The organism is Actinomadura sp. K4S16 (genome assembly GCF_008327685.1).
Taxonomy (GTDB): domain Bacteria; phylum Actinomycetota; class Actinomycetes; order Streptosporangiales; family Streptosporangiaceae; genus Spirillospora.
Map to the genome: position 1 here is coordinate 199,121 of NZ_BDDE01000023.1, position 22,298 is coordinate 221,418.

The 22,298-nt window shown below is 72.7% G+C and carries 22 protein-coding genes and 1 tRNA gene; 15 read left to right on the forward strand and 8 right to left on the reverse strand.

Annotated features, from left to right (window positions below; genetic code table 11):
* The first annotated feature begins 44 nt into the window (after positions 1-44).
* Together K4S16_RS35920 and nudC are read left to right on the forward strand one after the other, a co-directional pair.
* Positions 45-1,436, forward strand: coding sequence for a dipeptidase (locus K4S16_RS35920; protein WP_149263566.1), 1,392 nt, complete (start codon positions 45-47; stop codon positions 1,434-1,436).
* A gap of 62 nt (positions 1,437-1,498) precedes the next feature.
* The gene (gene nudC, locus K4S16_RS35925; RefSeq protein ID WP_149263567.1) at positions 1,499-2,410 is read left to right on the forward strand and encodes an NAD(+) diphosphatase; all 912 of its coding nucleotides are present in this window, start codon (positions 1,499-1,501) and stop codon (positions 2,408-2,410) included.
* A gap of 221 nt (positions 2,411-2,631) precedes the next feature.
* Here the strand turns inward: nudC and K4S16_RS35930 are convergent, their stop codons facing one another.
* A complete protein-coding gene (locus tag K4S16_RS35930) occupies positions 2,632-2,913 on the reverse strand; it encodes a mycoredoxin (protein ID WP_149263525.1) in 282 nt (93 codons plus the stop codon).
* A 130-nt stretch (positions 2,914-3,043) separates the two neighbouring features.
* Here K4S16_RS35930 and K4S16_RS35935 point away from each other — a divergent pair, with 130 nt between their 5' ends.
* The 5 genes from K4S16_RS35935 to K4S16_RS35955 all read left to right on the forward strand — a co-directional run bounded on the left by K4S16_RS35935 (position 3,044) and on the right by K4S16_RS35955 (position 7,375).
* On the forward strand, positions 3,044-5,110 hold the full coding sequence (locus K4S16_RS35935) for an ATP-dependent DNA helicase UvrD2 (protein WP_149263526.1): 2,067 nt from the start codon (positions 3,044-3,046) through the stop codon (positions 5,108-5,110).
* Between the two features lie 52 nt (positions 5,111-5,162).
* Complete coding sequence (gene tesB / locus K4S16_RS35940) at positions 5,163-6,053, forward strand: acyl-CoA thioesterase II (protein WP_149263527.1); 891 nt, start codon at positions 5,163-5,165, stop codon at positions 6,051-6,053.
* Positions 6,054-6,277: 224 nt separating this feature from the next.
* Positions 6,278-6,667: a hypothetical protein gene (locus K4S16_RS35945; protein ID WP_149263528.1), complete on the forward strand. Its 390-nt coding sequence runs from the start codon at positions 6,278-6,280 to the stop codon at positions 6,665-6,667.
* 119 nt (positions 6,668-6,786) lie between these two features.
* A complete protein-coding gene (locus tag K4S16_RS35950; protein ID WP_052357680.1) occupies positions 6,787-7,065 on the forward strand; it encodes a WhiB family transcriptional regulator in 279 nt (92 codons plus the stop codon).
* A gap of 97 nt (positions 7,066-7,162) precedes the next feature.
* A complete protein-coding gene (locus K4S16_RS35955) occupies positions 7,163-7,375 on the forward strand; it encodes a hypothetical protein (RefSeq protein ID WP_149263529.1) in 213 nt (70 codons plus the stop codon).
* Between the two features lie 290 nt (positions 7,376-7,665).
* Here K4S16_RS35955 and K4S16_RS35960 read toward each other — a convergent pair whose 3' ends face one another.
* Positions 7,666-8,997 carry an AarF/ABC1/UbiB kinase family protein gene (locus tag K4S16_RS35960; protein ID WP_235037284.1) on the reverse strand — a complete coding sequence of 444 codons (1,332 nt, stop codon included), beginning with the start codon at positions 8,995-8,997 and terminating at the stop codon, positions 7,666-7,668.
* Positions 8,998-9,170: 173 nt separating this feature from the next.
* On the opposite strand from K4S16_RS35960, the gene K4S16_RS35965 reads away from it, so the two are divergent.
* The 3 genes from K4S16_RS35965 (at position 9,171) to K4S16_RS35975 (ending at position 11,377) form a co-directional block, all read left to right on the forward strand.
* Complete coding sequence (locus K4S16_RS35965) at positions 9,171-9,971, forward strand: enoyl-CoA hydratase/isomerase family protein (protein WP_149263530.1); 801 nt, start codon at positions 9,171-9,173, stop codon at positions 9,969-9,971.
* A gap of 138 nt (positions 9,972-10,109) precedes the next feature.
* A complete protein-coding gene (locus tag K4S16_RS35970) occupies positions 10,110-10,700 on the forward strand; it encodes a M48 family metallopeptidase (RefSeq protein ID WP_235037285.1) in 591 nt (196 codons plus the stop codon).
* Positions 10,697-11,377 (forward strand): hypothetical protein, encoded by a 681-nt coding sequence (locus K4S16_RS35975; protein ID WP_235037286.1) that lies wholly within the window; start codon positions 10,697-10,699, stop codon positions 11,375-11,377. The genes K4S16_RS35970 and K4S16_RS35975 overlap by 4 nt, the downstream gene beginning before the upstream one ends.
* A gap of 29 nt (positions 11,378-11,406) precedes the next feature.
* Here K4S16_RS35975 and K4S16_RS35980 read toward each other — a convergent pair whose 3' ends face one another.
* The 3 genes from K4S16_RS35980 to K4S16_RS35985 all read right to left on the reverse strand — a co-directional run bounded on the left by K4S16_RS35980 (position 11,407) and on the right by K4S16_RS35985 (position 13,804).
* Entirely contained in the window at positions 11,407-11,958 is a 552-nt protein-coding gene (locus K4S16_RS35980) for an NUDIX hydrolase (RefSeq protein WP_375708361.1), read from the reverse strand.
* A 236-nt stretch (positions 11,959-12,194) separates the two neighbouring features.
* Positions 12,195-12,371, reverse strand: coding sequence for a hypothetical protein (locus K4S16_RS44665; protein ID WP_160161151.1), 177 nt, complete (start codon positions 12,369-12,371; stop codon positions 12,195-12,197).
* Positions 12,368-13,804: a zinc-dependent metalloprotease gene (locus tag K4S16_RS35985; protein WP_149263531.1), complete on the reverse strand. Its 1,437-nt coding sequence runs from the start codon at positions 13,802-13,804 to the stop codon at positions 12,368-12,370. Before K4S16_RS35985 ends, K4S16_RS44665 begins: the two co-directional genes overlap by 4 nt.
* Positions 13,805-13,893: 89 nt before the next feature.
* Between K4S16_RS35985 and K4S16_RS35990 the strand changes: the two genes are divergently transcribed.
* Positions 13,894-14,976: an NAD-dependent epimerase/dehydratase family protein gene (locus K4S16_RS35990; protein ID WP_149263532.1), complete on the forward strand. Its 1,083-nt coding sequence runs from the start codon at positions 13,894-13,896 to the stop codon at positions 14,974-14,976.
* A gap of 110 nt (positions 14,977-15,086) precedes the next feature.
* Here the strand turns inward: K4S16_RS35990 and K4S16_RS35995 are convergent, their stop codons facing one another.
* Entirely contained in the window at positions 15,087-17,987 is a 2,901-nt protein-coding gene (locus K4S16_RS35995; protein ID WP_149263533.1) for a UPF0182 family protein, read from the reverse strand.
* A 118-nt stretch (positions 17,988-18,105) separates the two neighbouring features.
* Here K4S16_RS35995 and K4S16_RS36000 point away from each other — a divergent pair, with 118 nt between their 5' ends.
* The 4 genes from K4S16_RS36000 to K4S16_RS36015 all read left to right on the forward strand — a co-directional run bounded on the left by K4S16_RS36000 (position 18,106) and on the right by K4S16_RS36015 (position 20,313).
* On the forward strand, positions 18,106-18,636 hold the full coding sequence (locus K4S16_RS36000) for a PPA1309 family protein (RefSeq protein WP_149263534.1): 531 nt from the start codon (positions 18,106-18,108) through the stop codon (positions 18,634-18,636).
* 33 nt (positions 18,637-18,669) lie between these two features.
* Positions 18,670-19,113 carry a molybdenum cofactor biosynthesis protein MoaE gene (locus K4S16_RS36005; RefSeq protein WP_235037287.1) on the forward strand — a complete coding sequence of 148 codons (444 nt, stop codon included), beginning with the start codon at positions 18,670-18,672 and terminating at the stop codon, positions 19,111-19,113.
* 27 nt (positions 19,114-19,140) lie between these two features.
* Positions 19,141-20,190 (forward strand): PDZ domain-containing protein, encoded by a 1,050-nt coding sequence (locus K4S16_RS36010; RefSeq protein WP_149263536.1) that lies wholly within the window; start codon positions 19,141-19,143, stop codon positions 20,188-20,190.
* A 49-nt stretch (positions 20,191-20,239) separates the two neighbouring features.
* Positions 20,240-20,313: transfer RNA gene (locus tag K4S16_RS36015), tRNA-Met, on the forward strand.
* A 192-nt stretch (positions 20,314-20,505) separates the two neighbouring features.
* On the opposite strand, the gene K4S16_RS46605 is transcribed toward K4S16_RS36015, so the two are convergent.
* Positions 20,506-21,879 (reverse strand): RNA polymerase sigma factor, encoded by a 1,374-nt coding sequence (locus K4S16_RS46605; RefSeq protein WP_149263537.1) that lies wholly within the window; start codon positions 21,877-21,879, stop codon positions 20,506-20,508.
* The gene (locus K4S16_RS36025) at positions 21,876-22,244 is read right to left on the reverse strand and encodes a YciI family protein (protein ID WP_149263538.1); all 369 of its coding nucleotides are present in this window, start codon (positions 22,242-22,244) and stop codon (positions 21,876-21,878) included. The genes K4S16_RS46605 and K4S16_RS36025 overlap by 4 nt, the downstream gene beginning before the upstream one ends.
* Positions 22,245-22,298 lie beyond the last annotated feature (54 nt).

The window sequence follows — 22,298 nt, forward strand, 5'->3', positions numbered from 1 at the left end:
CGGACGCAGGACGCTCGGCCCGACATTACGACATGCGAAGGGGCATGCAGGTGAACGACGTAGTCGCCTACATCCAGGCGGACCGCGACCGGTTCCTCGCCGACCTCAAGGAGTGGCTGGCGATCCCGTCCATCTCCGGGGACCCGGCCCACGCCGACGACGTGCGCACCTCCGCCGGATGGCTCGCCGAGTACCTGCGCGGGCAGGGCTTCCCCACCGTCGAGGTCTGGGAGACCCCAGGACTGCCCGCGGTGTTCGCCGAATGGCCCGCCGAAGACCCGGGCGCCCCTTCGGTCGTCGTCTACGGGCACCACGACGTCCAGCCGGTCGAGCCGCTGGAGGAGTGGGAGACCGAGCCGTTCAAGCCGCTGGAGAAGGGCGACCGGCTCATCGGGCGCGGCGCGTCCGACGACAAGGGCCAGGTCTTCTTCCACACCCTCGGGATCCGCGCGGGGCTCGCCGCGTCCGGGCGGCAGGCCCCGCCCGTCACGATCAAGCTGCTGGTCGAGGGCGAGGAGGAGTCCGGCTCGGCGCACTTCGCCGAGCTGCTCCGCACCCACCGCGACCGGCTCGCCTGCGACGCCGTCGTCATCAGCGACACCACGATGTGGTCGGCGGACGTGCCGTCCATGTGCACCGGCATGCGAGGCCTCGCCGAAGCCGAGGTCACGCTGCGCGGCCCGGAGAGCGACCTGCACTCCGGCTCGTTCGGCGGCGCCGTCCCCAACCCGCTCCACGCGATGGCCTCGCTGCTCGCCGCCCTCCACGACGACGACGGCCGCGTCACCCTCCCCGGCTTCTACGACGACGTCGTCCCGCTGACCGACGAGGAGCGTGAGCTGTTCGCCCGGCTGCCGTTCGACGAGGCCGAGTGGCTGCGCACCGCCGGGAACAGCCGCGCCGCCCACGGCGAGAAGGGCTACACGACCCTCGAACGCGTCTGGGCCCGGCCGACCGCCGAGATCAACGGCATGTGGGGCGGGCACACCGGGCCGGGCGGCAAGACGATCGTCCCCCGCGAGGCGCACGCCAAGATCTCGTTCCGGCTCGCCGCCGGCCAGGACCCCCGCAAGGTCCAGGAGCAGTTCAGGGAGTGGGTCGCCGAGCGGACGCCGGCCGGCGTCGAGGCCGAGGTCCGCACCCCGCACGGCGGCGTCCGGCCCTGCTTCTCCCCGATCGACTCGCCCGGCGTCAAGGCCGCCCGCCGCGCCATGGAGCGGGCCTTCGGGACCGACGTCCTGTTCACCCGGGAGGGCGGCAGCGGCCCCGAGGCCGACCTCGCCGACATCCTGGACGCGCCGCTGGTCTTCGTCGCGGTGGGTCTGGACGGCGACCGCATCCACGCCCCGAACGAGAAGGTCGAGATCCCGCTGCTGCTCAAGGGCGCCGAGGCCGCCGCGTACCTGTGGGAAGAACTCGCCACCGCGCTGCGCTGAACACGGCGGAGAGGAGCACGATGACCGACGCCCCGCTGGAGACGCCGCCTGCTCGGCAGGAGATGTCGCAGGACCCGCTGGAGTGGCTGGCGCTCGCGCGCGGCACGCTCGACCGCGTCGCGCTGAACCGGCGCGACGAGGCCTGGCTGGACGCCGCGTGGGCCGACCCGAGGACGCGCGTCCTGGTCGTCCACGAGGGGCGGGCGCTCGTGGCCTTCGAGCCCGCTCCCGCGCTCGTCCTGGTGCCGCCGGAGCAGGCGCCGGACGGCGGGCGGTGGCTCCTCGGCGTCGACGGCGACGGCGTCGCCTACTTCGGGGTGCCCGGCCCGCTGCCCGCCGTCGAGGGGGCGCAGCCGGCCGGGCTCCGGCGCGTCGGCGCCCTCCTCGGCGACCGGGACTCCGGCCTGCTCACCCACGCCGTCGCCCTGGAGCACTGGCACGACACCCACCGGTACTGCCCGCGCTGCGGCGCCGAGACCCGCACGGCCGCCGCCGGGCACGTGCGCGTCTGCCCCAGGGACGGCTCGGAGCACTTCCCGCGCGTCGACCCCGCCGTGATCATGCTGGTGACGGACGAGGCCGACCGCGTCCTGCTGGCCCGCGGCCCGCAGTGGCCGGCCGACCGCCGCTCGATCCTCGCCGGGTTCGTCGAGCCGGGGGAGTCCCTCGAACAGGCCGTCGCGCGGGAGGTGCAGGAGGAGGTCGGGCTGCCCGTCCGCGACGTGCGCTACCTCGGCAGCCAGCCGTGGCCGCTGCCGCGGAGCCTCATGATCGGGTTCACCGCGCGGGCGGACGGCGGCCTCCCGCTGCGTCCCGACCCCGAGGAGATCCTGGACGCCGCCTGGTACACCCGCGACGAACTGCGCGCCGCCATCGACGCGGGCGAGATCGTCGCGCCGGGCCCGCTGTCGATCGCCGCCCAGCTAATCATGCGCTGGTACGGCAGCGACCTCCCCAAAATGCCGCCGTTCTAGCCTGGCATTTCTCTCCTCCTTCGGGCCTGGCGGCCCTCCATCGTCGAGAAACGCGGGCGATCGCTGGCATCGCTCCGGCTCGCCTTGCGGCTCGCTGCGCGATCAGATTCTTGCTTCGCTCGAATCTGCCTTCGGACGCGATCGCGGGCCTGGGGTCGTTGCGGGGTTGCGCCGCGGGCTGGGGTGCTCTCGGCTTTCAGGCCCGAAGGAGGAGAAAAACGCTAGGCAAGCTCCGCGAGGCGGCGCTTGACTTCTTTGGCGCTGGGGTTGGTCGCGGCGGAGCCGTCGGGGAACACGATCGTCGGCACCGTCTGGTTGCCGCCGTTGACGCTCATCACGAACTCGGCGGCCGCGGGGTCGCGCTCGATGTCGATCTCCACCATCTGGATGCCGTCGCGGGCCAGCTGGCTCTTCAGCCGCCGGCAGAACCCGCACCAGGACGTCGTGTACATGGTGAGCTGGCCGGCCGCGCCCTTGGCCCGGTCGGTCGTCGGCGTCGCCATCGGTTCCGCGTCTCCTTGCGCTCGGGGGTTGATGCCTACCAAGAACATCACGCGACCGCTTCGCATTCCGCGTCGTCCACAGGCGGCGGAGATGGCTGATACAGGTGGGGCGGGCTGCGAGTATGGGGGAATGTCAGCTGAGTCGGTGCTGGAGGGGCTCGACCCCGAGCAGCGGGCGGTCGCCGAGGCGGTGAAGGGCCCGGTGTGCGTCCTCGCGGGCGCCGGGACGGGCAAGACCAGGGCGATCACCCACCGGATCGCCTACGCCACCCTCACCGGCGTCGTGACGCCGCAGCGGGTGCTCGCCGTGACGTTCACCACACGCGCGGCGGGGGAGCTGCGCAGCCGGCTGCGGCAGCTCGGCGCGCCCGGCGTGCAGGCCCGCACGTTCCACGCGGCGGCGCTGCGGCAGCTCGGCTACTTCTGGCCGCGCGTCGTCGGCGGCGAGGCACCCAAGATCGTCGACTCGAAGATCGGGCTGGTCGCGGACGCGGCGCGGGCGTGCCGGCTCTCCCTCGGCCGCACGGAGCTGCGCGACGTCGCGAGCGAGATCGAATGGGCGAAGGTCACCCAGAACCGCCCCGAGGACTACCCGGCCGCGGTCGTGAAGGCGGGCCGCCGCCCGCCCGCCGAAGTCGTCGACGTGGCCCGCGTCTACGCGATGTACGAGCAGCTCAGGCGCGAGCGCAACCTGCTCGACTTCGAGGGCATGCTGGAGCTGACCGCCGCCGTCATCACCGAGCACCGCGAGGTCGCCAACCAGGTCCGCGAGCAGTACCGGTACTTCGTCGTCGACGAGTTCCAGGACGTCAACCCGCTGCAGAAGATGCTGCTCGACGCCTGGGTCGGCGACCGCGACGACCTGTGCGTCGTCGGCGACCCCAACCAGACGATCTACTCCTTCACCGGCGCGTCCCCGTCCCACCTGCTCGACTTCACCCGCGAGCACCCGGACGCCAAGGTCGTCAGGCTCGTGCGCGACTACCGGTCGACGCCGCAGGTCGTCCGGCTGGCGAACGGGGTGATCGGACAGGCGCGGGGCGCGCGGCACAAGCTGGAGCTGGTCGCGCAGCGCGAGAACGGGCCCGAGCCCGTGTTCAACGAGTACGACGACGAGGTCGCCGAGGCCGACGACGCCGCGCGGCGCGCCCGCAAGCTGATCGAGGAGGGCGTCCCCGCGCGGGAGATCGCGATCCTGTACCGGATCAACGCCCAGTCCGAGACCTACGAGTCGGCGCTCGCCGCCGTGGGCGTCCCGTACGTGCTGCGCGGCGCCGAGCGGTTCTTCGAGCGGCCCGAGGTGCGCGAGGCCGTGGTGCGGCTGCGCGGCGCGGCGCGGGCGGGCGCCGACGCCGAGACCGACGGCATGGGGCTGATCCAGACCGTCCGGCACGTGCTGAGCGGGGCGGGGTTCTCCGACCGGCCCCCCGAGGGCGCGGGCGCGGCCCGCGCGCGCTGGGAGTCCCTCGCCGCGCTGGCCCAGCTCGCCGAGGACATGGCCGCCGACAATCCCCGGACCGGGCTCCCCGAATTCGTCGCCGAGCTGGAGGAGCGCGCCGCCGCGCAGCACGCGCCGCCGCTGGAGGGCGTCACGCTCGCCTCGCTGCATGCCGCCAAGGGCCTGGAGTGGGACGCGGTGTTCCTCGTCGGGCTGGCCGAGGGCACGCTGCCCATCGTCTACGCCAAGACGCCCGAGCAGATCGAGGAGGAGCGCCGCCTCCTGTACGTCGGCGTGACGCGGGCGCGCGTGCACCTGAACCTGTCGTGGGCGCTGGCGCGGTCGCCCGGCGGGACGCAGGCGCGCCGCCCGTCCCGCTTCCTGGACGGCCTGACCGGCAAGACCACCACGCACACGCCCGCCCGCGTCGAGCGGTCGAAGCGGCGCCCCGCCAAGGGGCCGCAGCCCTGCCGGGTGTGCGGCCGCCCGCTGACCGCCGCCGTCGAGCGCAAGCTCGGCCGCTGCGAGGACTGCCCCTCCGAGCTGAACGAGGAGCTCCTCCTGGCGCTCAAGGAGTGGCGCGCCCAGGTGTCCGCCGAGCAGAAGGTGCCCGCGTACGTGGTGTTCACCGACGCGACGCTCCAGGCGATCGCCGAGCACGCCCCCGAGTCGCTGGAGGACCTGGCCCGCATCCCCGGCGTCGGCAAGGTGAAGCTCGACCGGTACGGCGACGCCGTCCTCGGCCTCTGCGGGCACTGACACCACAGGGTGAGAGCCAGCTCACTCAAGGCCATAGGGAACACTGGCCACCGTGAAGGAATCGCTGAAGGAACTGCTGGACCTGCTCGACCTGGAGCAGATCGAGAACGACATCTTCCGCGGCCGCAGCCCCGAGGAGCGGCGGCAGCGCGTCTTCGGTGGGCAGGTGGCGGGGCAGGCGCTCGTCGCCGCCGGGCGCACCGTCCCCGCGAACCGGCCCGTGCACTCGCTGCACGCCTACTTCATCCGTCCCGGCGATCCGCTCGTCCCGCTCGTCTACACCGTCGACCGGGTCCGCGACGGGCGGTCCTTCACCACCCGCCGCGTCACCGCCGTCCAGCACGGCAAGGCGATCTTCACGCTGTCGGCGTCGTTCCAGATCGTCGAGGACGGCCCGACCCACCAGGCCCCGATGCCCGAGGCCCCCGCACCGGAGACGCTCCCGGACGGCCTGACCCGCCTCACGCCGCTGTTCGGCGAGGTCGGGGCGCGCGAGTTCGTCACCCGCCGCCCGTTCGACATCCGGCACGCGACGCCGCTGACGTGGGAGGCCGCCAAGGACCCCTCCCTCGCCACCCCGGAGTCGAAGGTGTGGCTGAAAGTGGACGGCGAGCTGCCGCACGACCCGCTGCTGCACGTGTGCCTCATGACCTACGCCTCGGACATGACGCTGCTCGACACCGTCCTGCTCAACCACGGGCTGGCATGGGGCGACAAGCGGACGATGGGCGCCAGCCTCGACCACGCGATGTGGTTCCACCGGCCGTTCCGCGCCGACGAGTGGCTGCTGTACTACCAGGACACCCCGTTCGCCGGCGGCGCCCGCGGGCTCGCCCGCGGCCAGGTGTTCACCCGCGAGGGCGAGCTGGTCGTGTCCGTCATGCAGGAGGGGCTGGTCCGGGTCTCCGACGCCGTGCGCGAGCGCCCGGCCGACCGTTCGTGAGATGATCGTTCCGTACGCGGCTCCCGGGAGTTTCGACGCTCGCGAGGCGTGTGGAGTTCTGCGGAACGCGGGTGAATTCCCCCACGAAACCGCAGGTCAAAAATATCTTGCTTGATTCGGCGCGATCCCCGTACGCTCGATGCGAGCAATCAACCGGCCGACCGGTGTGGATCTTGGATCCGCCGGACCCGGCCCGAGGAGCCAGAGAGGTGGTGTGCAGTCCGGTGAGCAACACGTTGATCAAATCCGCGTCGTCCTGGACCGCGGCCTGCTCCGGCGCCTCCGTGTCCCGCGCCCCGATGACCCGTCTCTCGAAGCCCGGCGAGTCCGCCGCGTATCTCGAGGCGTCCGTCGTCGAGGCGTCCGTCATGCGACAGCGTGAGCGCGGCATGCAGTGGCGCGACCTGCGAGGGCTGCGCGACCTGCGAGGGCTGCGCGGCACGAATCTGTGCGATCTGCGCTTCGAGCAGCGAATCCAGGACGACCAGGGCCGCAGTGTCTTCGAACACCTTCTCGAGGACATGAGCGCTCCGGCTCCGGCCACGGCCCACGTGGGCGTCACCTTCACGGGTGGCGTGTCGGGTCCGTACCCCTGGAGGCGACGACCGGTCTAGCACGAAGACCGGCAAGCCCCCAGGCCGCGGATCCAGACACCGGATCCGCGGCCTTCTTCTTTGTCCAGACCCACCGACACACCCGTTGAGATCCAACGAGAGGAACAAGGGTGACTGTGATGCAGGGGGCTCTCGCAGTGAGCGAGGAGGACCTCACGCTTCCGTGCCGGACCGACCCGGAGCTGTTCTTCGCCGAGGCTCCCGCCGACGTCGAGCTCGCCAAGGCGCTGTGCCTGGAGTGCCCGCTCCGCAAGGAGTGCCTCGCCGGGGCGCTCGAGCGCAAGGAGCCCTGGGGCGTCTGGGGCGGCGAGCTGTTCGTCCGCGGTGTGATCGTTCCGCGCAAGCGGCCCCGTGGCCGCCCGCGCAAGCACCCGCGGCCCGACGAAGTCGCGGTGTGAGGCACCGATGCCCGCCACGCCGCTGATCGGCCGATTCGACCCCGGAGGCGCGGCCCCCGCGAGGGGACCGCGCCCCCGGGCGGCCGGGGAGAACGAGATGACGATGCTCAGCGAAATGACGTTGCTCAGCCAGGACCTGTCCCGCGAGCGAATACCCGCGACCGTCCCCGACGAGCTCGCCGCCCGCGTGCTCGCGCTCCGGCGCGCCCGCCGCGAGGCGCGGACCAGGGCGTCGCGGGTGAGCCGCGTCCTGCTCGCGCCCACAGGGGCCGGCGGGACGTACACGCACGCGCCGCAGCCGCGGCACTGACGGACGACCCGACCGGGTCAGGACACGGCCGGACCACGACCCCGGCCAGGTCCTGACCCGAGAGGATCACGGCACGACCCAGAGGCGCGGCGCGAAGGCGCGGCGCAGACAGACGGAGGGCCCGCCGGTAGCAGGCCGACGTCCGTTCTTTCTTGGATGGTTTGGCGGACGGCACGCCTCCCGGCGGGCGCGTGGAGCGCGTCCGGTGGCCCACTCACCGGACGCGCGAAGAGCGGGGCCCCGCGCACCTCATCAGTGCGCGGGGCCCCCGAGCTTCTCCTGGAGCGGCGTCAGCCGGTGACCAGTTCGCCGTCCGCGTCGTCGGCGAAGCCGGGCACCCACTTCAGCGACTCGGCGCGGGCCGGGATCTCGCACTCCAGCTGGCACAGCACGCCGGTGCCCGCCGACAGCACCCGGTGGATGATCACGTACTCGGGCGGCAGGTTCAGCTGCCGGACGACGTTGGAGGGCCGCAGGTCGGTGACCCGGGCGGCCATGTCGCGCAGCCACTCGCGGTTGAACTTGAACGTCTCGGTGACGAACGGCTCGGTGATCGGCGCGAGGAACGCCTGCAGCGACTCGGCGTCGATCTCCACGCCCTCGCGGATGAAGTCCTCCCGGCGCAGGGCCTCCTCGACCTCGTCGATGTCGGCCATCGTGCCGATCCGCAGCAGCAGCCCGAGCCGCTTCTGGAACCCGCCGGGGATGCGGTCGACGGCGCCGAAGTCCAGGACGCCGAGCCGGCCGTCGGCCAGCAGCCGGAAGTTGCCGGGGTGCGGGTCGCCGTGCAGCATTCCCGACCGCTTCGGCCCCGACAGCAGGAACCGGCAGTACAGCAGCGCCGCGTGGTCGCGGGTCTCCTGGTCGCCCTCGCTGATGATCTTCGAGAGCGCGGTGCCGTCCATCCACTCGGTGATCAGGATGTTCCCGGACTGCGCGATGACCTCGGGGATGTAGAAGTCGGGGTCGTCCAGGTAGGCCTCGCGGAACCGCGCCTGCGACTCGGCCTCGATCGTGTAGTCGAGCTCCTCGACCACCCGCTCCTTGAGCTCGGCCAGCATCGACTTGACGTCCAGGCCCGGCATCAGGACCCCGAACAGCCGGCCGAGCCGGGCGAGCTGGTTGAAGTCGCTGATCAGCGCCTTTCCCGCGCCCGGGTACTGCACCTTGACCGCGACGGCCCGGCCGTCGTGCCAGACCGCGCGGTGCACCTGGCCGATCGACGCGGCGGCCGCCGGCCGGTCGTCGAACGACTCGAAGTAGTCCCGCCAGTCCTCGCCGAGGAACTCCTCCAGCACCTTGTGGACGGTCGACACCGGCAGCGGGGGAGCGGCCTCCTGCAGTTTCGTCAGCGTGGCCCGGTACGGGCCGGCGATCTCCGGCGGCAGCGCCGCCTCGAAGATCGACAGCATCTGGCCGAGCTTCATCGCGCCGCCCTTGAGCTCGCCGAGCACCTTGAACAGCTGCTCGGCGGTCCGGGCCTGGATCTCCAGCGCGACCGCCTCGGCCGGGCGGCCGAAGGTCCGCTTTCCCATGCCGAGGGCGGTGCGTCCCGCGAAGCCGATGGGGAGGGACGCCAGCTTTGCTGACCGCGTCACCGCGCGGCGGGGGAGATCGCTCACGCCGCCCATTGTCGGTGATCGACTGTCGTTCACGCCACAACCCCGCCGAACTCTCCCCGATGCCGGAACCGGCACACCGCGCTGACCTGCACGAACTCCGTAAGTGTGCGCTTTCTCACGCGGAGGAGGGGGCGGTCGGACGGCCGCGCGGCGGGCGCGGTACGGTGCCGGACATGTCCGCGGAGCCTGCCGACGTGCTGCTGATCGACCGCCGTCCCGGCGGGGTCGCCGTCCTCACCCTCAACGACCCCGGCCGCCGCAACGCGATGGCGGACGGCCTCACCGCCGCGTGGAAGCGCGCGATCGAGGACCTGCGCGGCGACGCTGCGCTGCGCTGCGTCGTCGTGACCGGCGCGGGCACCGCGTTCAGCTCCGGCGGCGAGCTGTCCTGGCTGGCCGACGCCGGCGACGTGGCGGTCCCGCCGCTGCGCGACCGGATGCTGGAGTTCTACCGGACGTGGCTGTCGATCCGGGACCTGGAGGTGCCGACGATCGCCGCGGTCAACGGGCACGCGGTCGGCGCCGGCCTCTGCCTCGCGCTGGCCTGCGACCTGCGGTACGCGGCGCGGGACGCCAAGCTGCTCGCCCCGTTCACCGCGCTCGGCCTGCACCCCGGAATGGCCGCGACCTGGCTGTTCCCCGAGGTCGCCGGGCTGCCGCTGGCCCGCGAGATGCTGCTGGCCGGACGCGTCCTCACCGGTGCCGAGGCCGCCGAGAACGGCCTGGTCAACCGGGCGGTGCCGGGTCCGGACGTGCTGGAGGAGTCCCTCGCCGTCGCCGCCCGGATCGCCGCGCAGGCGCCGATCGCGACCCGGCTCACCAAGGTCGCCCTGGCGAACGGCGGCCACCCCGACATGGAGTCGGCGCTGCGCTGGGAGTCCCTCGCCCAGCCGGTGACGATGGCGTCCCGGGACATGCGGGAGGGGATCGCCGCGCAGCGCGAGAAGCGCAGCCCGCAATTCACCGGCGAGTAAAGTGCGCGGGCGCACCCCCGGGGCCCTCCGCGCGGATTGGTGAAAGCGTGGAAGAACCCTTCAAAACGTAGGGGTTGACCTGCGGTAACGTCAAACACCCCCTGTGGATTTCGCAAAAATTCGAGTACGGTTCTGACCGTGCCCCCTAACGTTGAGGTCCGCCGCAGCCCGAGGCGCAGGCGCACCGTGTCCGCCTACCGTGAAGGCGACAAGGTGGTGGTGATGGTTCCGTCAAGGCTGACCAAGGCCGAAGAGGAACAGTGGATCGCGACCATCCTGGAACGGCTCGAGGAGAGGGAGCGCCGGCGGCGGCCCTCCGACGCCGACCTCCAGTGCCGCGCCCGCGAGCTCTCGCGCCGCTACCTGTCCGGACGCGCCGACCCGGTCAGCGTCCGCTGGGTCGCCAACCAGCGCACCCGCTGGGGATCGTGCACTCCCGACGACGGCACGATCCGGCTGTCCACGCGGCTGCGCGGCATGCCCGGCTGGGTCGTCGACTACGTCCTCGTCCACGAGCTGGCGCACCTGCTCATCCCCGGGCACGGCGCCGACTTCTGGGAGCTGGTCGGCAACTACCCGAAGGCCGACCGCGCCCGCGGCTACCTGGAGGGCGTCGCGGCCGCCGCGCACCTGCCGCTCGAAGCGGACGCGCCCGACGACGTCGCGGACATCCACCACGGCGACGGCCTGCACCGCGGCGGGGAGTACCCGCACGAGGCCGCCGGGTGACCGACCGGGTGACCGACGCCCCGGAGCCGGGGCCCGAAGGCCCGGCGCGCTGCGCCGCCGTGCTCGCGTGGCCGCCCCGCTCCCCGGCCGCGCCGCCCGGCCTCGATCCGGAGGAGTTCCGGCTCGCGCTGCTCGAAGACACCTACGAGGTCGTCGCCGGACTCGAACTGGTCACGCCCGCGCTCGTCCTGGACCCGCCCGACCAGCCGGACGCCGAGGCCGTCACCTGGCCGGGCACGCCGATCGTCCGGGAACCCACCCTCGCCGGCGCGTTCGCGGCCCTGCACGCCCTCGGCGCCGGGACCGCCGCGCTGATCGCCCCGGACGCGCCCGACCTGCCGCCGCTGCTGATCGGCAAGCTCTTCCGCGCCCTCGGCACCGCCCCGGCCGCCGCCTGCCAGGCCGAAGGCGCCGCCGCCCGCGGTAACGGCCTGGTCGCCCTCGCCGCCCGCCTCCCGCTGCCCGGCTGGCTCGCCGCCGCCCTGCGCGAGACCGATCTCGACACCCCGGACGCCCTCGCCCGGCTCCGCGCCGCCGCGCCGCGCCCCGGGCTCGTGCCGCAGGGCCCCGGCTGGCACCGCCTGCGCACCCCGGACGACCTGCGGTTCCTCGACGCCGGCCTGGAAGGCTGGGAGAACACCCGCGCCCTGCTGGAAGGCCACCCGCTCGGCCGCTGACGGCTCGGGGCCGGGCAGCCCGCGGGGCGTCACACGCTCGCGTCGACCGCCCGGGCCACCAGCCGCCGGACCGCCTCGTCGGCCGACTCCGGAAGATCGTCGACCGGGAACCAGCGGAGGTCGTCCGACTCGTCCGACACCGCGTGCCGGGCGCCCTCCGGAGCGACCGCGACGTACTGCACGTCCAGGTGCCAGGTGCCCTGCGGATGGCAGCGGACCTCGTGCCGGTCGAGCTGGAGGGGCTCGGGCACCAGCCGCAGGCCCGCGATGCCCGACTCCTCCGTCGCCTCCCGGAGCGCCGCGCCCGCGAGCGTGAGATCACCCGGCTCGCAGTGCCCGCCGAGCTGGAGCCACGCCTTGACCTTCGAATGCAGCGTCAGCAGGACCCGGGTACGGGACGCGTCGAGCACGGCGGTGCTGGCGGTGATGTGCCCGTCCGCGCACTCGCGCCACATGCCGTCGGCCGGGTGCACTTCCAGATGGCGGAGGAACTCCAGGCGCAGCCCGTCCTGCCCGGGATCGGGCGCCTGCCACGCCGACAGGACGCGCACGGCGTCCCCGTACAGGAACCCGGGCGTCAGCGACCGCGTGCCCAGCGGCCGCGCCCCCGGGGGCGTCCTGTCCGGCGCCGCCGTCTCGGGCGTGAGGCGGACGGCGCCCGCGTCGGGCTCGAAGGCGTGGGTGGCCGGCTCGGCCTCAGGGCCCCGGCCCGCGGTGCCCATGTCCTGCGCTCCGCCGGGCGACCGGCCGCCCGCCCGTGGCGGCCCGTCGTCGTGCCGGGCGCCTGGGCGCCCGCGGCCCTTGCGCGGCGACCTCCTCATGCGCGGCCGACGCGGGGGTAGCGCGAGTTGTCGGGGCGGCGGCGCCGCCTCTCCTGGTCGAGCGGGCGCTGCCAGCACAGGCTCGCCCGCGCGATCCGCCTCCGGATCGCGCTCGTGGACGAGCCGGGCTCGTACATGCAGCCGTTCACCCGCGACGGGCGCGCCCGGCTCATGCGCGCGGCCCTTCGCCGCCCGGCCCCCGATCCCCGCCGGGATCGCCGCCGGGCTCCTCGCCGTCCGGGCCCTTCTCGGCCTCCCCGGCGTCCTTCGCGTCGCCGGAGTCCTTCTCGTCCGGCTTCTCGTCCTCGTCCAGCCCCTTGGCGAGCTTGGACAGGTCGATGTCGGACAGGCCCTCGATCTCGTCGCGGCCGTGGACGAAGCCGTCCGGGTCGTCGAGGTCGTCCGAGGTCGGCAGCAGGTCGGGGTGGTCCCAGACCGCGTCCCGGCCCTGGGTGCCGCGCGCCTCGGTCAGCGACCGCCACAGCGCCGCCGCCTCCCGCAGCCGGCGCGGACGCAGCTCCAGGCCGACGAGCGTCGCGAACGTCCGCTCGGCCGGGCCGCCCGTCGCGCGGCGCCGCCGCACCGCCTCCGCCAGCTTCACCGAGCCGGGCAGCCGCCCCTCGGCGGCCTCGTTCACCACGGTGTCGACCCAGCCCTCGACCAGCGCGAGCGTCGTCTCCAGCCGGGCCAGCGCCGCCTTCTGCCGCGGCGTCTCCTCGGGCTGGAGCTGGATCTCCCCGCCGAGCGCCTCCTGGAGCGCCTCCGGGTTGCTCAGGTCGAGCCCCTGCACGGCCTGCTCGATGCCCGACAGGTCGACGGTGATGCCGCGCGCGTACTCCTCGACCGCGCCCAGCAGGTGCGAGCGCAGCCACGGCACGTGCGCGAACAGCCGCTGGTGCGCGGCCTCCCGCAGCGCCAGGTAGAGCCGGACCTCGTCGGAGGAGACCTCCAGGCCCGCACCGAACGCCTCGACGCCCGCGGGCAGCAGCGCGCCGACGCCGTCCGGCGCGAGCGGCAGCCCCACGTCGGCGGAGCCGGTCACCTCGCGGGCCAGCGCGCCGAGCGCCTGCCCGGCCTGCCCGCCGACCATCGCCCCGGCCATCTGCTTGACCATCCCGATCAGCGGGCCCGCCATCGCCTGCACGTCGGCCGGGATCTCGCCGCCGCCGAGGGCGCCGCCCATCGAGTCGACCATCCGGGCCGCGATCGGGTCGCACACCTTCGCCCACACCGGGAGCGTCTGCTCGATCCACTCCGACCGGCTCCACGCCTGCGGCGTGCGGATCCCGGCGGGCAGCGTCGTCCGCTCGTCGAGCCACAGCTCCGCCAGGCGCAGCGCCTCCTCGACCTGGCGCCGCTCGGTGTCCACGACCGACGGGTCGCCCTGCTCCACCACCGTGTGCCGGGCGATGTTCTTGGCCAGGTCCCAGTTGAGCGGGCCGCCGCCCTCACCGCCCGCGCCCTGCGCACCGATCATGTCCGCGAACCGGTGCAGCATGTCGGCGAACTGGGCCATGTCGCCGCCCATGCCCTTGAACGGATCCTGGGGCCGGTCGTCGTCGTCGCCGCCCCCGGGACGGTTGAAGCCGAACGGAGTGTCACTCATCGGTTTGCCCCTGGGATGCATGATGGGCTCATATCCGCAACGTTAGCCGGTCCCGGCAAGGTCGCGTACTCAAGGAAGGGGGCACCTCCGTGGCAACGGGCAAGGTTCGCCCTCGGCGTAGCAAGGGCCCGGTCGTCGCCGTCACCGGCGCGGCCTCCGGCGCGGGGCGGCTGCTGGCCGCCCGGCTCGCCGAACGGGAAGAGATCCGCAAGATCGTCGCCATCGACGGGCACCGCGGCGACGTGCCCGGGGTCACCTGGCGTGTCGTCGACATCAGGGACCCGCTGCTCTCCGGCCGGCTCTCCGACGTCGACGTGATCGTCAACCTGGACCTCGAACGGTCCCCGGACGTGGACCCGCGCGAGCGCCGCACCCACAACGTCCGCGGCGCCCAGACCGTGGTCACCGCGGCCGCCGCGGCCCGCGTGCGGCGCGTGGTGCTCGTCACGTCCGCGATGGTGTACGGCGCCGGGCCCGGCAACGAGGTGCCGCTGAGCGAGGACGCGCCGCTGCTCGCCGAGGCCAGCACCTCCATCGCCGGCGACTTCCTGGAGATCGAGGAACTGGCCGCGACCGCGCACCTCACCCACCCCGGCGTCGAGGTCACCGTCGTCCGCCCCGCCGCGCTCGCCGGGCCGGGCGTGGACACCGTCGTCACCCGCCACTTCGAGGCGCCGCGGCTGCTGTCGGTCAAGGGCAGCACGCCCGGCTGGCAGTTCTGCCACATCGAGGACCTCGCGTCCGCCCTGGAAGTCGTCGTCACCGAGAACGTGTCCGGCCCCGTCGCGGTCGGCTGCGAGGGCTGGCTCGGCCCCGAGGAGGTGACCGAGATCACCGGCAAGCGCGCCTTCGAGCTGCCCGCCGCCCTCACCTTCGGGATGGCGCAGCGCCTGCACCGGCTCGGCATGACCCCCGCCCCGGCCACCGACCTGCACTACGTCGCCTACCCGTGGGTCGTCGACTGCGCGCGGCTGCGCGCCGCCGGCTGGAAGCCCCTCTACGACAACGCGGCCGCCCTCCGGGCCGTGATGGAGGAGACCGCGGGACGGCACGCCGTCGTCGGCCGCCGCGTCGGCGGCAAGGAGGCCACCATGGCGACCGCCGCGGGCGCCACCGTCGCCGCGATCGGCGCCGCCGCCGCCATCCGGCGCGCCCGCAAGCGCCGCCGCTGAGCCCCGGGCGCCGCCGCCCGCCCGGGTCGGACGACCCGGCCCCGGGCGCGGCGGCGACCTCGGCGTGACGGCCCCGCCGGCTCGACGGGGCCGTCAGCCGGACGGCGCCGTCAGCTCGACGGGGGCGTGGCGCTCGGCGAGGCGGACGGTGAGGCGGACGGCGACGGGCTGGGGGAGGTCTTCGGCTTCTGGCCCGCGGCCGACAGCGCCGCCTGCGCGTCCTTGATCCGCTTCCAGGCCTCGCCCATGCCCGGGTAGTCGCCCTTCTTCTGGGCGTTCTCGTAGTCGGTCACGGCGGCCTTCAGATCCTCGATCGCCTTCTTCGCCGGCGCGCTCAACTGATCGTCCGGCGTGCCCGGCGACCCCGACTGCGCCGGGGCGCCCGACCCGCCGAGCACCTGCGTCAACGCCTGATCGAGGGTGTCGGCCGCCGCGATGCCCTCCCCGAACCGCACCAGGATCTTGCCGCGGATCGGGTAGGGCTGCTGCTCCGAGCCGCCCGCCGCCTTCGTGTACATCGGCTCCACGTACAGCAGGCCGCCCCCGAACGGGATCGTCAGCAGGTTGCCCGGGACGGTCTTCGTCCCGCCCTGCCGCAGCGTGAACAGGTCATTCTTCACCTTCGTGTCGGTCTCGAAGGAGTTCTGCACCTGGCCCGGACCCGCCGGCTGCGCGTTGCGCGGCATCTGCAGGATCTGGATCTGCCCGTAGTCGCGCGAAGTGGACCCCACCGACATGAACGCGGCGAGCTGCGGGTTGCCGCGCGGGTTGAACACCGTGGTCAGCGAGAAGGACGGGGCGTCCTGGCCCGGCATCCGCAGGCTCTGGTAGTAGGGAGGCTGCCGCTTGCCCTTCGCGGACGGGTCCTCCGGCACCTCCCAGAAGCCCTCCCCGTTGTAGAACGCCGACGGGTCGGTCACGTGGTACTTCGTGAGGACCTTCCGCTGCACCTTGAACAGGTCCTGCGGGTAGCGGAAGTGGGACTCCAGCTCCGGCGGGATCGACGAGCGCGGCTGGACCGTGCCGTCGAACACCTTCATCCACGTCTTGGTGATCGGGTCCTTCTCGTCCCACTGGTACAGGTGGACGGTGCCGTCGTAGGCGTCGACGGTCGCCTTCACCGAGTTGCGCAGGTAGTTGATGTGGTCGTTCGCCTGCCGCGCCACCGCCGACCGCGTGTCGGTGATCGTGTCGCGGGTGGCCTCCCCGAGGCTCATCTGCTCCGAGTACGGGTAGCCGTTGGACGTCGTGTAGCCGTCCACCACCCACAGGATGCGCCCGTTCACCACCACCGGGTACGGGTCGCCGTCCAGCGTCAGCCACGGCGCCGCCTTCTGCACCATCTGCCGCGGAGACCGGTCGTACAGGATCTTCGCGTTCTTGTTGATCGCTCCGGACAGCATGAGGTTCTTGTCCTGGAACTTCGCCGAGTACAGCAGCCGGTGCGCGAACGAGTCGATGGGCACGCCGCCCTGCCCGTCGTAGGTGCTGCTCTTCTGCCCCGACGGGCTGTTGTCCGGGTAGTTCAGCTCCTGCTGGCCGCGCCCGCCGGCCACCGAGTACCGCGGCGAGCGCTCCCCGAAGTAGATCTCCGGCTGCGCCACCTTGATCGCCTGGTTGGGGGCCGCGGGCATGTCGCGGGTGATGAAGTCCGGCTCCGTGGCGGCGAAGCGGTCGCCGTAGGCGGACACGAACCCGTAGCCGTGCGTGTAGACCATGTGGTCCTTCACCCAGCTGCGCTGCCCCACCGGCGCGCCGGACAGCTCGCGCAGCGCCACCACCGTGTCGACGAGCTTGCCGTCCACCTGGTAGCGGTCCACGTCCAGGGTGTCGGGGAACCGGTAGAACGGCCGGATCCGCTGCAACTGCTGGAACGTCTCGCCCACCACGTTCGGGTCGAGGACGCGCACCCCGTTCTGCTGGAGCTTGGCCGCCTCGTCCTGAAGGGCCTTCTTATCGGTCACCGGCTGCGTTCCATAGGGGACGACCTTCGCCCCGTCCACCCCGTAGGCCTGGCGCGTGAACTCGATGTTGCGCTGGATGTACTGCCGCTCCTTGGCCAGCTCGTCGGGCTTCACCTGGAACTGCTGGATCAGCAGCGGGTACACCCCGCCCAGCAGGATCGCCGACAGCACCAGCAGCGTGAACCCCACGCCCGGCAGCATCATGCCGCGCCGCAGCAGGTTGCCGAAGAACATGGCGGCGCACAGCAGCGCGATCACGGCCAGGATCGTCTTCGCCGGCAGCAGCGCGTTCACGTCCGTGTAGGACGCGCCCGTCGCCGCCCCCCGCTCCGAATGCACCAGCCCGTACCGGTCGAACCAGTACGCGACCGCCTTCAGCAGGATGAACAGGCCGAACAGCACCGACAGGTGCGCCCGCGCGGGCGGGCTCGCCTTGTCGCCCGGCCCCTGCAGCCGCAGCCCCCCGTACAGGTAGTGCACCATCACCGCGGCCAGGATCGACAGGATCACCGTCGCGAAGACCACCCCGATGACCAGGCGCAGGAAGGGGTAGGTGAAGACGTAGAACGAGACGTCCTTGTGGAACTGCGGGTCGCGCACGCCGAACGGCGTCCGGTTGAGGAACGCCAGCCACACGGGCCACTGGCCCGCCACCGACGACCCCGTCAGCACCCCCAGCATCCCGAGCAGCGCCCACGCGATCAGCCGCCGCCGCGGATCGATCACCGCCCGGTACCGCTCCAGGCCCTGCTGCTCCACCGACAGCGGCCGGTACGCCGGGCGCAGCCGGTACGCCACCACGACGTTCGCGCCCACCACCAGCGCCATCAGCAGCCCCGCCCCGAAGAACAGGACGACCTTCGCCTGGAGCTGCGTCGTGAAGACCGACGAGAAACCGATCGAGCGGTACCAGAGCAGATCGGTGTACACGGCCGTGAAGACCAGGAACGCGACAAGCAGCGCCGCCAGCGCCACCAGCACCGGTAGCAGCAGCCGTGTCCGTCCGGTGCCGAGCCGGCGCCCGAAACCGGGAGTCCGGAAGGTCAAGTGGCCCCTCCGATCGAGATCTCTCCCACCGGCCGCCCGCCGGTGCTGTAGATGCAACTTACCGACTGGGAGCGGGGTTCCCGCATTTCCCCGTGCCGAATGGGGGAAAGATGGGCCCGTGAGTCTTCTGGAAGAAGTCGTGCTGGACCTCGAACGTCACTCGGCCCAGGAGGGCTGGGACGGCACGCCCCGCATCTACGCCCTCGTCCGCAGCTCAGAACTGCGCCGCGCCGAACCCGAGCTCGCCGAGCAGCTCGGCCTCGACCCCGCGACCGACACCCTCGCCGCCCTCGAACAGCCCGCCCTGCCCGACCAGGCCGGCATCGAGGACGCCCTCGCCACCATCGCCTGGCCAGACGCCGTCGAAGGCTGCGCCCTCGTCATGGAGCGGATCGTCCTGCCCCCCGAGGCCGAGGACGAGATCCCCGAGGACGAGGCCGAGGCCGCCGAGTTCGCCGCCTCCCACCCCGGGCGCGAGGACGTCCGCATGATCGTCGGCGTGCTGCGCGACGGCGCCCGGCACGCCGCCCTCCGGCTGCGCCGCCACGACACCGAGGACGAGGTCCTCTCCGGGCCCGACCTCGTCCCCGCCCTCGCCGAGGCCCTCGCCGCCACCTTCGAACCCGACGAGCCCGGCACACCGGAGTGAACGTGATCGCCCGGGAGAGGTAGCCTGCGGGACGTGAGCCACAGCGTTACCGCCGAGGGCGTCATCCGGCTGATCGGCGTGCGCGACACGCCCCTGTCCGTCGACGAGGTGTACGCCGCCGTCGGCGCCCCCGGCGCCGGCGGCACCGCCGTGTTCGTCGGCACCGTCCGCGACACCGACCACGCCCGCGCCGTCACCGCCCTCTCCTACAGCGCCCACCCCACCGCCGAACGCGAACTCCGCGCCGTCATGGAGAAGGTCGCCGCCGACCTCCCCGTCCTCGGCCTCGCCGCCCTCCACCGCGTCGGAGACCTCGACATCGGCGACATCGCCGTCGTCGTCGCCGCGTCCTGCCCCCACCGCGACGAGGCCTTCACCGCCTGCCGCCGCCTCATCGACGACCTCAAGGCCACCGTCCCCATCTGGAAGCACCAGACCTTCGCCGACGGAGGCGACGAGTGGGTCGGAGCCTGCTGAGCGCCCGAACCGCATAGAGTTTCCGGCATGTCTCGTCGTGCCGCCACGCTCAGCCTCGCGAGCGTGCTCGTCCTCGTGCTCGCCCTCATCGGCTCCGTCATGCGCGTCCCCTACGTCGCGCTGATGCCCGGGCCCACGAGCAACACCCTCGGCACGAACGACAAGGGCCAGCCCCTCATCAGGATCGACGGCCGGCAGACCTACCCCGACCAGGGCCACCTCAACTTCACCACCGTCACCTACCGCGGCGGCCCCGGCGGGCGCATCGACCTGTTCACCGCCCTGCGCGGCTGGATCGCCGGCGACACCGCCGTCGTCCCCGAAGAGACGATCTTCCCGAAGAACGAGTCGCCCAAGCAGGTCGACCAGGAGAACACCCGGGCGATGCAGGACTCCCAGCAGAACGCCGAGGCCGCCGCCCTCCACGAACTCGGCATCCCCGTCACCACCCGCGTCGTCGTCGACGGCGTCCAGAAGGGCCGCCCCGCCGACGGCGTCCTGCGCCCCGGCGACGAGATCACCGCCCTCGACGGCACCGCCGTCACCAGCGTCTCCCAGGTCACCGGCACCATGGCCAAGCGCCAGATCGGCACCCCCGTCACCCTTGCCTACAAGCGCGGCGGCACCGAGGCCAAGGCCACGCTCAAGACCGTCGCCGACCCCAGCGGCAAGCGCGCCGTCGTCGGCATCGTCCTCTCCGACCAGTACAAGTTCCCCTTCAAGATCGACATCAGCATCGGCGACGTCGGCGGCCCCTCCGCCGGCCTCATGTTCTCCCTCGCCATCGTCGACAAGCTCACCCCCGGCCCCCTCACCCAGGGGAAGTTCATCGCCGGCACCGGCACCATCACCCCCGACGGCGCCGTCGGCCCCATCGGCGGCATCCAGCAGAAGATGATCGCCGCCCGCAACGCCGGCGCCACCGTCTTCATCACCCCCAAGGACAACTGCGCCGACGCCGTCGGCTCCCGCCCCGACGGCCTCCGCCTCATCCGCGCCGACACCCTCCACAGCACCGTCCAGGCGCTCAACGCCCTCACGAGCGGCAAAGGCACCGTCCCCGTCTGCACCCGCTGACCGACCCGTACGAACCACTCCCTCCGATGCCATAGACTTAAGACATCACCGCGGGGTGGAGCAGTTCGGTAGCTCGCTGGGCTCATAACCCAGAGGTCGCAGGTTCAAATCCTGCCCCCGCTACTGGTCCTTAGGGTCCTCCTGGTCGCCGCTCTGCGGCTTCCCCAGGGGGACCCTTCGCATTTCGCCCGGGGGGCGACCCCCCGGATCCCCCCGTTCCTCCGCCTCCCCCACCCGCCCGCCCCTGGGGCTCCGCCCCTATCCCCCTCGGGCTTCGCCCTCTGTTTCTTCTCGGGGTCGGTGCACGGAATCGCTTCAGGCCAGGCCGCCTTGGGGCTTCGCCCCTATCCCCCCTCGGGCTTCGCCCTTCGTTTCTTCTCGGGGTCGGTGCTCGGCTTCCTTCAGGGCAGGTCGCCTTGGGGCTTCGCCCCTGCCCCCTCGGGCTTCCAGGGCTGTCAGCTTTCCGGTGAGCACGGCGTGGTCGGCTGCGCTGTCGGTGAGGGACACCGCGGTCCGCAGGTGCGCGGTGGCCTGCCGGTGGTGGCCGTCGGCGGCGTCGAGGTCGGCGAGCACGGCGTACAGCAGGTGGTACCGGGCCATCCGAGGGTCCTGGAGAAGGGGCTCGATGACCCGGCGGGCCGCGGCTGTTCCGTGGGCCCTCCAATGCGCGATGCCGCGGTTGAGTTCCGCCACCGGGCTCGGATGCCGTTGAACATAGTCGTCGTAGTGGCGGGCGATCTCGGGCCAGTCGGTGTCCTCATGGGTGAGCGCGCGGGCGTGGCATGCCGCGATGGCCGCCTGGGCCGTGTACGGGCCGCCTCCCAGCGCGACGGCGCGGTCGAGTCCCCGAAGGCCGCGGCGGATCAGAAGCCTGTCCCACAGCATCCTGTTCTGGTCCTCCAGCAGTACCGGCCCCTCGGGCCGGTCGCGGGCGTGGAAGCGGGAGGCCTGGATCTCCATCAGCGCGAGCAGGCCGTGCACCTCGGGCATCCGCGGCATGAGGTGGGCGAGCATACGGCCGAGGCGCAGTGCCTCGCCGGCGAGGTCGGGGCGGGTCCAGTCCGCACCGGAGGTGGCCGCGTAACCCTCGTTGAAGATCAGGTAAACGACCTCGAGAACGGAAGGCAAGCGCTCGGCCCGCTCGGTCCGTGTCGGGTTCTCGAACCCGATCCCGGCATCGGCGAGAGTGCGCTTGGCGCGCGCGATCCGCTGTCCGGCGGTGGCCGAGGACACGAGTTGTGCGCGCGCGATCTCGTGAGTGGTCAGTCCACCCACGAGCCGGAGCGTCAGCGCCACCCGCGCTTCACGGCCCAGGATCGGATGGCAGCACAGGAAGACCAGACGTAGCAGGTCGTCCTCGATACGACCGTCGGCGATGTCGTCGATGGACACGTTCTCGCTTCCCCTTCCGGCATGTCCCGCGACCTGTCGGTACTTGGCGTCGCGGGTGACCGCCTGACGAACGAGGTCGACCGCGCGCCGCTTGGCGGTCGTCATGAGCCACGCGGCGGGACGCTCGGGCGCTCCCTCGGCCGGCCACTGTTCGAGCGCGGCGACGAACGCGTCCTGTGCCGCGTGTTCGGCCAGGTCGGGGTCGCGGGTGATCCGGGTCGCGGCCGCCACCAGTCTGGGGAACTCGATGCGCCAGAGCGCCTCGATGTCCGGGAGCCCGGATGCGCCGGCGGTCAACTGCGGTCCCCGGGGCCGCCGGGCCCGGCCACCTGGCGGATCTCCACCTCGCAGGCCCCCTCGTGGACGAGCGCGAACCGCCGGCCCCACTCCTTGGCCTCGGCGAGATCGCGGGCCTCGATGAACGCCAGCCCTCCGACGAGCTCCTTGGCCTCGGTGAACGGCCCGTCGGTGACGCTGAGGACGCCGTCGCGGGCGGAGAGGCGAGCGCCGGCGGAGCTGGGCAGCAGCCCGTCGGCCTGCAGCAGGACGCCCGACGCGGCGGCCTCCCGCATGAACCGCTCCATCCGCTCGAACAGCTCCGGGCTCGGTGGGTTGCCGGCCTCGAAGTACTCGTTGGTCCTGCTCATGATCACGAAACGCATGGTCGGCCTCCTCGGACTCGAATGCCGCGTCCCGTTCGCGACGCGCATGTACAC